Origin of the sequence: Streptomyces sp. NBC_00162 (genome assembly GCF_024611995.1) — a bacterium.
Lineage (GTDB): Bacteria > Actinomycetota > Actinomycetes > Streptomycetales > Streptomycetaceae > Streptomyces.
In genome coordinates this window covers 2,853,497-2,867,674 of record NZ_CP102509.1, presented here as the reverse complement: position 1 = coordinate 2,867,674, position 14,178 = coordinate 2,853,497, and the positions used below count along the sequence as shown (strand labels likewise).

The 14,178-nt window shown below is 70.1% G+C and carries 5 protein-coding genes, 1 tRNA gene and 1 rRNA gene; 6 read left to right on the top strand and 1 reads right to left on the bottom strand.

What is annotated here, in order from left to right; all coding sequences use genetic code 11:
- Positions 1 to 76 precede the first annotated feature (76 nt).
- Both rrf and JIW86_RS13145 read left to right on the top strand, forming a co-directional pair.
- Positions 77 to 193: ribosomal RNA gene (rrf, locus tag JIW86_RS13150) — 5S ribosomal RNA — on the top strand.
- 5 nt (positions 194 to 198) lie between these two features.
- A tRNA-Thr gene (locus JIW86_RS13145) sits at positions 199 to 271 on the top strand.
- Between the two features lie 465 nt (positions 272 to 736).
- Here JIW86_RS13145 and JIW86_RS13140 read toward each other — a convergent pair.
- Complete coding sequence (locus JIW86_RS13140) at positions 737 to 3,316, bottom strand: SpoIIE family protein phosphatase (protein ID WP_257553920.1); 2,580 nt, start codon at positions 3,314 to 3,316, stop codon at positions 737 to 739.
- A 166-nt stretch (positions 3,317 to 3,482) separates the two neighbouring features.
- On the opposite strand from JIW86_RS13140, the gene JIW86_RS13135 reads away from it, so the two are divergent.
- The 4 genes from JIW86_RS13135 (at position 3,483) to JIW86_RS13120 (ending at position 14,078) form a co-directional block, all read left to right on the top strand.
- Entirely contained in the window at positions 3,483 to 9,008 is a 5,526-nt protein-coding gene (locus tag JIW86_RS13135) for a HAMP domain-containing protein (RefSeq protein ID WP_257553919.1), read from the top strand.
- A 330-nt stretch (positions 9,009 to 9,338) separates the two neighbouring features.
- Positions 9,339 to 10,019, top strand: coding sequence for a response regulator (locus JIW86_RS13130; RefSeq protein WP_215142151.1), 681 nt, complete (start codon positions 9,339 to 9,341; stop codon positions 10,017 to 10,019).
- Between the two features lie 127 nt (positions 10,020 to 10,146).
- Positions 10,147 to 12,933: a DNA translocase FtsK gene (locus JIW86_RS13125; protein WP_257553918.1), complete on the top strand. Its 2,787-nt coding sequence runs from the start codon at positions 10,147 to 10,149 to the stop codon at positions 12,931 to 12,933.
- 239 nt (positions 12,934 to 13,172) lie between these two features.
- Positions 13,173 to 14,078, top strand: coding sequence for a helix-turn-helix domain-containing protein (locus JIW86_RS13120; RefSeq protein ID WP_215142155.1), 906 nt, complete (start codon positions 13,173 to 13,175; stop codon positions 14,076 to 14,078).
- Positions 14,079 to 14,178: the final 100 nt, after the last annotated feature.

Here is a 14,178-nt window from a genome sequence, read left to right as displayed (position 1 = left end):
AGTTGCTCGCGTCCACTGTGTTAGTTCTGAAATAACGAACAGCTGTGTCCATGCCAGCGTTCAAATTTCATAGTGTTTCGGTGGTCATAGCGTTAGGGAAACGCCCGGTTACATTCCGAACCCGGAAGCTAAGCCTTTCAGCGCCGATGGTACTGCAGGGGGGACCCTGTGGGAGAGTAGGACGCCGCCGAACAACCCGCCCTTTTAGCTCAGTCGGTAGAGCGTCTCCATGGTAAGGAGAAGGTCAACGGTTCGATTCCGTTAAAGGGCTCAGCAAAAAAGGCCCCCGCCTATTGGCGGGGGCCTTTTTGCGTTTCCGTGCCGGCGGGGCCCACGAAGCGGGCCCCGCTGTCAAGTCCCGATTTCTCGGGCCGTGACCAGGGCCGCTGCCTGGGGCGCAATGGGATCACGGATGGCGGAACGGGCAGCAGGCAGCTCCCTCGCCCCATCCGCAGTCCGAGCTCCTCGATCAGCGGAAGGACCCAATCTCATGACCATGGCCAGGATCCGACGCCTCGTCCTCAAGATCGTGACGGCCTGGACGGCCGACGCCGTCTCCCCGCTCTCCTCCGCGTCCGTCGCCCCGAGCACGGCACGGGCGAGTGTCGCCGCCGGTACCGACGGGCCAGAAGAGGTCTTCAACGCAGGGCGAATCCCCTGGGCCGCAGGAATGGCGCCCCCATCCTTCGTGATCTTGTCGGCGCGGCCTCGGCGGTAACGGGGATGACGGGCGTGCTCAGTCGCCTTCGCGCTGCTGCGGGACGCGGAAGGCCAGGATGGCCATGTCGTCCGAGGCCGGTTCGGCCGCGAAGCGTTCGACCGCGCGCAGGACGCGGGAGGCGACCGCGCCCGCGGTGAGGCCCGTGCAGGTGGTGAGGACCTCGGCGAGGCCGTCGTCGCCTAGCATGCGGGTACCCTCGCGGCGTTCGGTCACGCCGTCGGTGACGCAGAGCAGGACATCACCGGGGTCGAGCGTGAGGGTCTGCTCGTAGAGGTCCAGCTCGTCGATCACGCCGAGCAGGGGCTGCGGGTCCGCGGCCGGAGTGACCTCGCCGTTCGGGCGGAGGCGCAGCGGGAGCGGGTGGCCGGCGCAGACGACCTTCATCAGGGCGCCGCCGTCGGGCTGGGGGTGGAGCTCCCCGTACAGGAGGGTGAGGAAGCGGCTGCGGGCGCCTTCGTCGAGGATCGCCGCGTTGAGGCGTTCCAGGACGGCGGGCCCGCCCAGGCCCTCGCGGGCCAGCAGTCGCAGGGCGTGGCGGGCCAGGCCCGTCACCGCCGCCGCCTCCGGGCCCGTACCGCAGACGTCGCCGATGGCGAAGCCGTACGCGCCCTCGCGGATCGGGAAGACGTCGTAGAAGTCGCCGCCCACCTCGTTGCCCTCGCCGGCCGCGCGGTAGATGACCTCGACCTCCATGCCGGGGATCGCGGGGGAGCCGGGCGGCAGCAGGCTGCGCTGGAGGGAGCGGCTGATGGCGGTGCGCTCGGAGTAGAGACGGGCGTTGTCGAGGGCGAGGGCGGCCCGGCGGGAGAGGTCCTCGGCGAGTTCGAGGATCTCCTGGCGGAAGTGTTCCTCGCTGGGCTTGCCGAGGGTGAGCATGCCGATCACACGGTTGCGGGCCATCAGCGGGAGGACGACGGTCTCGCCGCCGACCGCGAGAGCCGTTTCCGGCCAGGGGCGGGCGCCAGCCCCGCGGACCGGTTCGGGCGGGCTGACCCGGGAGAGCAGGGCCTTGAGGCCGTCGATGCGTTCCTCGTCCTCGTGCAGCACGTAGGAGAGGTACGGGTCCGAGGACTGGTCCGCGATGGTGTAGACGGCGCACCAGGTCGCGAGGGTGGGGACGGTCATCTGGGCCATGAGGGCCAGGGTCTGGTCCCGGTCGAGGGTGCCGGCCAGCAGGTCGGAGGCCTCGACGAGGAAGGAGAGCGAGCCGCGGCGCAGGCGCTCCAGCTCGCCGAGGCGGGCGGATTCGACGGCGAGGGCGATGCGGTCGGCGGCGAACTGGAGGCGCAGCGCTTCCTCGTTGGAGTAGCGGCCGGGGATTTCGGCGGCGACGCCGAGGGAGCCCGTGAGCCGGCCTTCGACCTTGAGGGGGACGGTCACCACGGACCGCATGCCGGTGGACTCCAGGAGCGGGACGGCTCCGGGGACGGCAGCGAGGTCGTCGTGGACGGCGGGCATGCGGGCCGAGCCGTACCGATTGGTGCCGGCTTCGACGGGGACGCGGGCGAAGCGCTGGCGGGTGGAGGGCAGGCCGGTGGTGGCGCGGACCTCGAGCTCGGTCTCGTCGTCGGTGGCGAGCAGCAGGAAGGCGGCGTCGGCGTCGAGGAGGTCGCGGGCCCGCTCGACGGTGCGCTGAAGGAGTCCGTCGAGGTCGTCGGGGGCGGGCGAGCCGATGAAGACCTCGAAGGGGTCCGCGGGGCGGGGCTCGGTGAGACCCCCGTCGGCCGGGATCCGTACGGGGGTCTGCAGGAGGGCGCGCTCGTCGTCGTGGACGAGGAGGCAGACGATGGAGGGCTCGCCATGGGCGTCGCGTACCCGAAGGTGCGAGGCGTAAACGGGGATGACGCGGCCGTCGGCGCCGCGGATCCCGTAACTGCCCTCCCAGCGGGACAGACGCAGGGCCTCGGCGATGCCGGTGCCGGTGCCGGGGGTCTGGGGCCAGGCGGCGAGCTCGCCGAGCGGGCGGCCGACGACCTTCTCGGCGGGGTAGCCGAAGATGTGCTCGGCGTCCTCGTTCCAGGCGGAGACGGAGCCGGCGGAGTCGATCTGGAGGACGGCGACGCGGACCCGGCTGTCGGCGAGGGGGAGCAGCTGGTCGGGGACGACGGGGCCCGCGGAGCGGGTACCGACCGGACGGTCTGGCAGGTCGAGGCGGAACCACACGTGTTTGTGGGTGGCGGTGTACTCGACGCCCCAGCGGGTGGCGAGGGCGGCGCAGAGCATCAGGCCGCGGCCGTTCTCGCGGTCGGGGTCGGCGTACGGGCGCTCGCCGGGGTGCTGGAGGGGGAGCTCGCGCTCCGGGTACCGGTCGGCGACCTCGACCCGTACGCCGTCCTCGGCGCGCAGGCACAGGACCTCGGCCCGGGTTCCGGCGTGAACCACGGCATTGGTGACGAGCTCGCTGGTGAGCACCACCGCATCGTCGACGATGTCCCCGAAGCCCCAGCCCTGCAGGGTGTCGCGGACGAACGCGCGAGCGGCGGCGACCGAACGCCCGAGGGGATCGAAACTGGCAGCCGCCCGTGCCGTGATCACGAGACTCCTTCGACGCGGTTGGACATCGGGTGCCAGGTTACTTACCTTCGCGGTCGGCATGGTGCCGTCGTCGGGGATTCCACCCGCAGGGTACGGCGGGTGTGCGATGGTGCCGAAGTGTTATGGCCGGGTTCGGCCAGGGTGAAACACTGGGCAGGCTTGAAGAGCCGGGCAGGAACACTCGAAGCCCGGTGGAACAGCGGTCGACCCTTTCGGGAGGGACACGGTGGAGTCTGGCGCAGCGGTGCGGCGTACGGGAACGCGGCCGAAAGGCGGGCGGTCCCGGCGCAGCGGCACGACTGAGGTCGATACCGCCGCTCTGAACCGGCTGCTCACGGCCCTGGTGTCGATGCGGGACGGGAACTTCCGCAAGCGGCTGACGGTCTCCGGCGAGGGCGTGATGGCGGAGATCGCCGCCGTCTACAACGAGGTCGCCGACCGCAATCTTCACCTGACCGGGGAGCTGTCCCGGGTCCGGAGGATGGTGGGCCGCGAGGGCAAGCTGAGCGAAAGGCTGGAAACAGGTGCCTGCGAGGGCTCCTGGGCGGCCGCGATCGATGCCTCGAACCAGCTGGTGGACGATCTGGCCCGGCCTGTGTCCGAGGTGGGCCGGGTGCTGTCGGCGGTCGCCGAGGGTGATCTGGACCAGCGGATGGATCTGCGGACCCAGGCCCCGGACGGGGTGGGGCATCCGCTGCGCGGGGAGTTCCTGAAGGTCGGGCGTACGGTCAACAACCTGGTCGACCAGCTGTCCGCGTTCACCGACGAGGTGACGCGCGTGGCGCTGGAGGTGGGTACCGAGGGCAAGCTCGGCGGCCAGGCCCAGGTGCGCGGAATGTCCGGTTCCTGGAAGGATCTGACCGACTCCGTCAACACGATGGCGTACCGGCTCACCGCTCAGGTGCGTGATATCGCTCTCGTCACGACGGCGGTGGCGAAGGGCGATCTGTCGCGCAAGGTCACGGTGCACGTGGCCGGCGAGATGCTCCAGCTGAAGAACACCGTGAACACCATGGTGGACCAGCTGTCCTCCTTCTCCTCCGAGGTGACCCGGGTCGCCCGCGAGGTGGGTACGGAGGGTGAGCTCGGCGGCCAGGCGAAGGTGCCCGGGGTCGCCGGTGTGTGGAAGGACCTGACCGACTCCGTCAACACCATGGCGGGCAACCTCACGGCTCAGGTGCGCGGGATCGCGCAGGTGACGACGGCGGTCGCGAACGGCGATCTGTCGCAGAAGGTCCGGGTGAGCGCGCGCGGCGAGGTCGCTCAGCTGGCCGAAACGATCAACCAGATGACCGAGACGCTGCGGACCTTCGCGGACGAGGTCACGCGTGTGGCCAGCGAGGTCGGGGCGAAGGGGCTGCTCGGCGGTCAGGCGCAGGTGCCGGGGGCCGCGGGTACGTGGAAGGACCTCACCGACTCGGTGAACACGGTCTTCCGCAACCTCACCACGCAGGTGCGCGACATCGCGCAGGTGACGACGGCGGTGGCCAACGGCGACCTGTCGCAGAAGGTCACCGTCAATGTGGCCGGCGAGATGCTGGAGTTGAAGAACACCGTCAACACGATGGTGGACCAGCTCCAGTCCTTCGGTGCGGAAGTGACGCGAGTGGCCCGTGAGGTCGGCGTCGAGGGTGAGCTGGGCGGCCAGGCGCAGGTGCCGGGAGCCGCGGGTACGTGGAAGGACCTCACCGACTCGGTGAACACCGCCTTCCTCAACCTCACCCTGCAGGTCCGCAACATCGCCCAGGTGACGACAGCGGTGGCCAACGGCGACCTGTCGCAGAAGGTCACCGTGGACGTCTCCGGCGAGATGCTCCAGCTGAAGAACACCGTGAACACGATGGTGGACCAGCTGTCCTCCTTCGCCGACCAGGTCACGCGGATGGCGCGGGACGTGGGCACGGAGGGCCGGCTCGGCGGCCAGGCCCGGGTCGAGGGGGTGTCCGGCACCTGGAAGGAGCTCACCGACTCCGTCAACTTCATGGCCGGCAACCTGACTTCCCAGGTGCGCCAGATCGCCCAGGTGACCACGGCGGTGGCGCGCGGTGACCTGTCGCAGAAGATCGACGTGGATGCCCGCGGCGAGATCCTGGAGCTGAAGAACACCATCAACACGATGGTCGACCAGCTCTCGGCCTTCGCGGAGCAAGTGACCAGGGTGGCCCGGGACGTGGGTACCGAGGGCCGCCTCGGCGGTCAGGCGCAGGTGCCCGGGGTGGCCGGCGTATGGCGTGACCTGACGGATTCCGTGAACGGCATGGCCGGGAACCTGACCTCGCAGGTGCGCAACATCGCGCAGGTCGCCACGGCGGTGGCGCGCGGTGACCTGTCGCAGAAGATCGACGTGGATGCCCGGGGCGAGATCCTGGAGCTGAAGAACACCCTCAACACGATGGTCGACCAGCTCTCGAACTTCGCGGAGCAGGTGACCCGGGTGGCCCGCGAGGTGGGTACCGAGGGCATCCTCGGCGGCCAGGCGGAGGTGAAGGGTGTCTCCGGCACCTGGAAGGACCTCACCCAGTCCGTCAACTTCATGGCCAACAATCTGACGTCGCAGGTGCGCAACATCGCCGAGGTGACCACGGCGGTGGCCATGGGCGACCTGTCGAAGAAGATCACGGTCGATGCGAAGGGCGAGATCCTGGAACTCGTCACCACCGTCAACACGATGGTGGACCAGCTGTCGTCGTTCGCGGAGCAGGTGACGCGGGTGGCGCGCGAGGTGGGCTCCGAGGGCATCCTGGGCGGTCAGGCCCGGGTGCGCGGGGTGACGGGCATCTGGAAGGACCTGACCGACAACGTCAACCTGATGGCCAACAACCTGACCTCGCAGGTGCGCAACATCTCCCAGGTCTCGGCGGCGGTGGCCAATGGCGACCTGACGAAGAAGGTCACCGTCGAGGCGCGCGGCGAGGTCGCGCAGCTCGCCGACACCGTGAACACGATGGTGAAGACCCTGTCGTCCTTCGCCGACGAGGTCACGCGCGTGGCCCGTGAGGTGGGCACGGAGGGCCGCCTCGGCGGCCAGGCGCACGTGCCGGGCGTCTCGGGGACGTGGAAGGACCTCACCGACTCGGTGAACTTCATGGCCTCCAACCTCACCGGTCAGGTGCGGCAGATCGCCATGGTCACGACCGCCATCGCCAAGGGCGACATGACCAAGAAGATCGACATCGACGCGCGCGGCGAGATCCTGGAGCTCAAGACCACCATCAACACGATGGTGGACCAGCTGTCCTCGTTCGCCGACCAGGTGACGCGGGTGGCCCGCGAGGTGGGCACCGAGGGCATCCTGGGCGGTCAGGCCCGGGTCCGGGACGTCGACGGCACCTGGCGGGACCTCACCGAGTCCGTGAACGAGATGGCCGGGAACCTCACCCGGCAGGTGCGCGCGATCGCGGCCGTCGCCACCGCGGTGACCCGCGGCGACCTCAGCCTGAAGGTCGACGTGGACGCGGCGGGCGAGATCCAGGTTCTCCAGGACAACATCAACACGATGATCGTCAACCTGCGCGACACCACCTTGGCCAACAAGGAGCAGGACTGGCTCAAGGGCAACCTGGCGCGGATCTCCGCGCTGATGCAGGGCCGCCGGGAACTCGACGACGTTGCCTCGCTGATCATGAGCGAGCTGACCCCGGTGGTCTCGGCGCAGCACGGGGCCTTCTTCCTGGCCCTGCCGGCCGGCGGCACCAACGAGATCGGGACCGAGGGCGGCGCGGACGGCTCGTACGAGCTGCGGATGCGCGGGAGTTACGCGTACGCCGGAGGCCAGATGCCCACCTCCTTCCGGCCGGGGGAGGGGCTGATCGGGACGGTCGCCGAGGAGAAGCGGACGATCCTGGTCGAGAACACCCCGCCCGGCTACCTGAAGATCTCCTCGGGGCTCGGCGAGGCGCCGCCGGCGCACGTGATCGTGCTGCCGGTGCTCTTCGAGGGGAAGGTGCTCGGCGTCATCGAGCTGGCCTCCTTCACGCCCTTCACGCAGATCCAGAAGGACTTCCTCAGCCAGATCGCCGAGATGATCGGTACGAGCGTCAACACCATCAGCGTCAACTCCAAGACGGAGATGCTGCTGAAGCAGTCGCAGGAGATGACCGAGCAGCTGCGCGAGCGCTCCGACGAGCTGGAGAACCGGCAGAAGGCCCTCCAGGCCGCCAACGCGGAGCTGGAGGAGAAGGCCGAGCTGCTGGCCCAGCAGAACCGCGACATCGAGGTGAAGAACACCGAGATCGAGGAGGCCCGGCAGGTTCTGGAGGAGCGCGCCGAGCAGCTCGCGGTCTCGATGCGCTACAAGTCCGAGTTCCTCGCGAACATGTCGCACGAGCTGCGGACCCCGCTCAACTCGCTGCTGATCCTGGCCAAGCTGCTCGCCGACAACGCGGACGAGAACCTCTCGGGGAAGCAGGTGGAGTTCGCCGAGACCATCCACGGCGCCGGCTCGGACCTGCTCCAGCTGATCAACGACATCCTCGACCTGTCGAAGGTCGAGGCCGGGAAGATGGACGTCTCCCCGACGCGGATCGCGCTGGTGCAGCTCGTGGACTACGTGGAGGCGACCTTCCGGCCGCTGACCGCGGAGAAGGGGCTCGACTTCTCGGTACGGGTCTCCCCGGAGCTGCCGGCCACGCTGCACACCGACGAGCAGCGGCTGCTCCAGGTGCTGCGCAACCTGCTGTCCAACGCGGTGAAGTTCACCGACACCGGGGCGGTGGAGCTGGTGATCCGGCCGGCCGGGGCCGATGTGCCGATGGCGATCCGGGAGCAGCTGCTGGAGGCCGGGTCGCTGCGGGAGGCCGATGCGGATCTGATCGCCTTCTCGGTGACCGACACCGGGATCGGGATCGCGGCGAGCAAGATGCTGGTGATCTTCGAGGCGTTCAAGCAGGCCGACGGGACGACCAGCCGCAAGTACGGGGGCACGGGTCTGGGCCTGTCCATCAGCCGGGAGATCGCCAGGCTGCTGGGCGGGGAGATCCATGCGGCAAGCGAGCCCGGCCGCGGCTCCACCTTCACGCTGTACTTGCCGCTGCACCCGAGCGAGCTGCCCCCGCAGGGGTACGCGCCGCCCACGCCGGGCGGTGGCCGCGCCGAGCTGTACCGCAGGCCCGCGGAGGACGCGCGGCCCGCGCTGCCGGCGGCCCCCGTGGCGCCCGCGGCTCCGGCGCAGGCCTCGCCGGCCCGTGCGGAGCGGTCGGGGCTGCCGGGCTCCGAGCCCGGTCAGGGCGGGGCCGCGCTGTTCCGGCGCCGGCGCAAGGCGCTGAGCGACCTCGAGCCGCGTACCGCCGTGCCGGGGCAGCCGGGCGCGGTGGGGGCCGAGGATGGCTGGGGCAGCGCGGAGGAGGAACTTCCGGTGGTGCCCCGGACGTACGACTTCCACGGCGAGAAGGTGCTCATCGTGGACGACGACGTACGCAACGTCTTCGCGCTGACCAGCGTGCTGGAGCAGCACGGGCTGGCGGTGCTGTACGCGGAGAACGGGCGGGAGGGCATCGAGGTGCTGGAGCAGCACGACGACGTGACGGTCGTGCTGATGGACATCATGATGCCGGAGATGGACGGGTATGCCACGACCTCGGCGATCCGGCGGATGCCGCAGTTCGCGGGGCTGCCGATCATCGCGCTGACGGCGAAGGCGATGAAGGGGGACCGGGAGAAAGCGATCGACTCCGGTGCTTCCGACTACGTCACCAAGCCGGTCGACCCCGACTATCTGCTGTCGGTGATGGAGCAGTGGATGCGCGGGAAGTGATCACCGGGCGAGCGGGTCGGCAACAATTGCCGACGGACTGTGCCCGAGGCGGTGTGGGAGGGTGGCAAACGGGGAACCTTCTGCTCTCCCACCACGTTTCTGCTAGGCCCTGTCCGGTCGATCCGGCCGGCGAGCTCGGCCGGATCGACCGGACAGGACTACGTGCACAGTGACATCTTGGTGACAGGGTGTGGCGATCTCGGGACTGGGGCTACGATGACCGGCACAAGGACGGACGGCGCAAGGATGCCGTCCTCTGGGGCGGGGCCCGGCGCACAGGCCGGAGCCTGGAGCCGGGGAGGCCCCATGCCGGGGCGAGGAGGACAGGGCATGGTGCAGAAGGCCAAGATCCTCCTGGTCGACGACCGGCCGGAGAATCTGCTGGCGCTGGAGGCCATCCTCTCCGCGCTCGATCAGACACTGGTCCGGGCGTCGTCGGGAGAGGAAGCGCTCAAGGCGCTGCTGACGGACGATTTCGCGGTCATCCTGCTGGATGTGCAGATGCCGGGAATGGACGGATTCGAAACGGCCGCGCACATCAAGCGGCGGGAGCGGACCCGGGACATCCCGATCATCTTCCTCACCGCGATCAACCACGGTCCGCACCACACCTTCCGCGGGTACGCGGCGGGCGCGGTGGACTACATCTCCAAGCCCTTCGACCCGTGGGTGCTGCGCGCCAAGGTCTCGGTCTTCGTGGAGCTGTATACGAAGAACTGCCAACTGCGCGAGCAGGCGGCGCTGCTGCGGCTCCAGCTGGAGGGCGGCGGTTCGAACGGCGTGGACGCCAGCAAGGAGACGGCCGGCCTGCTGGCCGAGCTCTCCGCGCGGCTCGCGGCGGTCGAGGAGCAGGCCGAGGCGCTGACCAAGCAGCTCGGCGAGGATTCGGCCGAGGCGGCGGTGGTGGCGACCGCGGCCCATCTGGAGCGCAAGCTGACCGGGCTGCGGCGGGCGCTGGACGCGCTGGAGCCGGGGGCCGGCGGGGGAGCCGTACTGCCGTTGCAGGGCTGAGGGGCACCCCGCCTGGCGGTGCGTCAGGTCTGGCGGCGCGTCAAAGCGCCTACGGAACGGGCGACACGAACGGGTGAAGGGGTGGGCACGCGTGTCCACCGGCGTGGACACCGGTAATCTCGGGACCATGGCCTCACGTACGTCCGGCAAGGGTTCCCAGAGCACCGCGGGCACCGCGAAGGGCCGCACCGGCCGTACCTCGGCGCCGGCGAAGAAGGCGGCTCCCGCGCGCAAGCCTCCCGCGAAGAAGGCCGCTGCCGCCCGGCGCGCCCCGGTCAAGAAGGTCGCGCCCAAGCCCGCGCCGTCCCCGACCGGGGGCGTGGTGCGGCTGGTGCGCGCTCTCTGGCTCGGCTGCGCGCACGCGGTCGGCGCCGTCTTCCGCGGGATCGGCCAGGGTGCCAGGAACCTCGACCCCGCCCACCGCAAGGACGGCGTCGCGCTGCTGCTGCTCGCCCTCGCACTGATCGTCGCCGCCGGAACCTGGTCGAACCTGAGCGGTCCCGTCGGGGATCTGGTCACGATGCTGGTCACGGGTGCCTTCGGGCGACTGGATCTGCTCGTGCCGATCCTGCTCGGTGTCATGGCGGTACGTTTCATCCGCCATCCCGAGCAGACCGACGCCAACGGCCGCATCGGCATCGGACTCTCCGCCCTGGTCATCGGGGTGCTGGGCCTGGTCCACATCGCCTGCGGGGCGCCCGGCCGCGACGAGGGCACCACCGCCATGCAGAACGCGGGCGGGCTCATCGGCTGGGGCGCCTCCAAGCCGCTGATCTTCACCATGGGCGCGCCGCTGGCCGTACCGCTGCTGGTGCTGCTCACGGTCTTCGGGCTGCTCGTGGTCACCGCGACCCCGGTCAACGCGATCCCGGAGCGGCTGCGGCGGCTCGGGATCAGGCTCGGAATCATCGCGCCGAACGAATACGACGAGGGCTACGGGGAGCAGGAGGGCGCGGCGGGCGCCGCCGACCGGCACGATCCGGAGCGGTGGCGGGCCCGTACCGGAGCCGGGGAGGACCCCGCCGATCCGGTGGACGCCGCCGAGGAGGAGGCCCTCGCCCGGCGGCGCCGGCCGCGGCGGGCCGCGTCCCGGCCGGCCATGGACCGGGAGATGGACGCCGTCGACGTGGCCGCGGCGGCCGCCGCCGCACTGGACGGGGTGGTCTACGGCGGACTGCCGCCCTCTCCGCTGGTCGCCGACCTCACCCAGGGGATCTCCGTCGAGCGGGAGGGCGTGGAGATCACCGCTCCGGTGCCGCCCGCCCGCGAGGAGCGTCCCGTACCGCGCTCGGCCGCGGCGGCCGAGGAGGCCGAGGGAGCCGGCCCGCGCGACACCACCGCCGCGGCCTCCGGGACGCTGGCGGTACCGGATCTGACCAAGGCCCCGCCGCAGACCCAGGCCCTGCCGCCGCGCGCCGAGCAGCTCCAGCTGCGCGGGGACATCACGTACGCGCTGCCCTCGCTGGACCTGCTGGAGCGCGGCGGGCCGGGCAAGACCCGCAGCGCCGCCAACGACGCAGTGGTCGCCTCGCTGACGAACGTGTTCACCGAGTTCAAGGTCGACGCGCAGGTCACCGGTTTCACCCGGGGGCCGACGGTCACCCGCTACGAGGTGACCCTCGGCGCGGCGGTGAAGGTCGAGCGGATCACGGCGCTGGCGAAGAACATCGCCTACGCCGTGGCCTCGCCGGACGTGCGGATCATCAGCCCGATCCCGGGCAAGTCCGCGGTCGGCATCGAGATCCCGAACACCGACCGCGAGATGGTCAACCTGGGCGACGTACTGCGGCTGGCGGACGCGGCCGAGGACGACCACCCGATGCTGGTCGCGCTGGGCAAGGACGTAGAGGGCGGCTACGTCATGGCCAACCTCGCGAAGATGCCGCACGTGCTGGTCGCCGGTGCCACCGGTTCCGGAAAGTCCTCCTGCATCAACTGCCTGATCACCTCGGTCATGGTCCGGGCGACCCCGGAGGACGTCCGGATGGTGCTGGTGGACCCCAAGCGGGTGGAGCTGACGGCGTACGAGGGCATCCCGCACCTGATCACGCCGATCATCACCAACCCCAAGCGGGCCGCCGAGGCGCTCCAGTGGGTCGTGCGCGAGATGGACCTGCGCTATGACGACCTGGCCGCCTTCGGCTACCGGCACATCGACGACTTCAACCAGGCCATCCGGGACGGCAAGATCAAATTGCCGCCGGGCAGCGAGCGCGAGCTCAGCCCGTACCCGTACCTGCTGGTGATCGTCGACGAGCTGGCCGACCTGATGATGGTGGCCCCGCGCGACGTGGAGGACTCGATCGTCCGCATCACGCAGCTGGCCCGTGCGGCCGGCATCCACCTGGTGCTGGCGACCCAGCGGCCCTCGGTGGACGTGGTCACCGGCCTGATCAAGGCGAACGTGCCCTCGCGGCTCGCCTTCGCCACCTCCTCGCTCGCCGACAGCCGGGTCATCCTGGACCAGCCGGGCGCCGAGAAGCTGATCGGAAAGGGTGACGGACTGTTCCTGCCGATGGGCGCGAACAAGCCGGTCCGGCTCCAGGGCGCCTTCGTCACCGAGGACGAGATCGCCGGGATCGTCCAGCACTGCAAGGACCAGATGGCCCCCGTCTTCCGGGAAGACGTCACCGTCGGTCAGAAGCAGAAGAAGGAGATCGACGAGGACATCGGCGACGACCTGGACCTGCTGTGCCAGGCGGCCGAGCTGGTCGTCTCCACGCAGTTCGGCTCCACCTCGATGCTCCAGCGCAAGCTGCGGGTGGGCTTCGCCAAGGCCGGGCGGCTCATGGACCTCATGGAATCGCGCGGAATCGTCGGCCCGAGCGAGGGTTCGAAGGCGCGCGACGTGCTGCTGAAGGCCGATGAGCTGGACGGAGTGCTCGCCGTCATCCGCGGTGAGGCCCATCCGTAATGAGCTGAGGCCCATCCGTAATGAAACGGGGGGCAACCGTTTCCCTTGGGCTCGCGTCCAGTTGAAGGAAGGTGGCGGCACCGCGCACGGCACGCGCACGGCGCAGCGCCGCCGCACCGGGCGGAACCTTCCGCGCCATTCGGATGGCGTATGAAGTGCACCCTCCGGTTGCTCCACCCTTTCGTCACCCCCCTAGACTGGACATCCAGCAGGTGGCTACACGCTCGAAAGGCGCCCTCGTGTCCATCGGCAACGCCAACTCCCCCGAAGAAGAGCGTCCTTCGACCGACGACCGGTCCGAGGACCGCATCGTCGAACGTTCCGTCGAAGGACCGTCCATCGGGACGGCCCTCAAGAAGGCCCGGATCGCCGCCGGGCTCACCGTCGACGAGGTCAGCTCCACCACCCGCGTGCGCATCCCGATCGTGCACGCGATCGAAGAGGACGACTTCACGCGCTGCGGCGGCGACGTCTACGCCCGCGGCCACATCCGTACGCTCGCCCGCGCCGTCCACCTCGATCCGGCACCCCTGATCGAGAGCTACGACGCGGCCCACGGCGGTCGGCCGGCACCCACCCCCGCCGCGCCGATGTTCGAGGCAGAGCGCCTCCGCCCCGAGAGGCAGCGGCCCAACTGGACCGCCGCCATGGTCGCCGCCATCGTCGCCGTGATCGGCTTCGTGGGCTTCACCGCCTTCAGCGGCGGCGACGAGAAGGCCAAGAAGCCGGTGGCGGAAGGTTCCGCCGCCCCGAAGCCCGCTCCCAAGCAGAGCGGCGGGAAGCCGGCCGCGCAGCCCCAGCAGACGCCCCAGGCCCCGCTGGCGCCCAAGCCGGAGCCTTCCGACAGCGCGATCGCCGCCGCGCCCAAGGACCTCGTCACGGTCGTCCTGACGGCCGACACCGGCGAGAGCTGGATCTCGGCCAAGGACCACAACGGCCGGCTGCTCTTCGACGGCACCCTGACCCAGGGCCAGTCCAAGACGTTCACGGACAAGGAGTCCGTCGACCTCGTGCTCGGGGACGCCGGGGCCGTGAAGCTCTTCGTTAACGGCAAGGAGATCAAGGACGACTTCCAGCCGGGCCAGGTGGAACGTCTCACATACACCAAGGAAGACCCCCTCCAGGAACAGCCCCAGGCGGGCTGACCCGAGGCCGCCCTAGGGCGGAACGCTTTGATCCGGATCCCCGGGGCGCTGCGCGGTACCTGCCGCAGGCCCCGGGGATCTTGTTGTGAGGGGACTTGAG

Coding starts and splice junctions, on each gene's coding strand:
- JIW86_RS13140 (WP_257553920.1), bottom strand. CDS start 3,316: ATGCCGACCGCGAAGGTAAGTAACCTGGCACCCGATGTCCAACCGCGT.
- JIW86_RS13130 (WP_215142151.1), top strand. CDS start 9,339: ATGGTGCAGAAGGCCAAGATCCTCCTGGTCGACGACCGGCCGGAGAAT.
- JIW86_RS13125 (WP_257553918.1), top strand. CDS start 10,147: ATGGCCTCACGTACGTCCGGCAAGGGTTCCCAGAGCACCGCGGGCACC.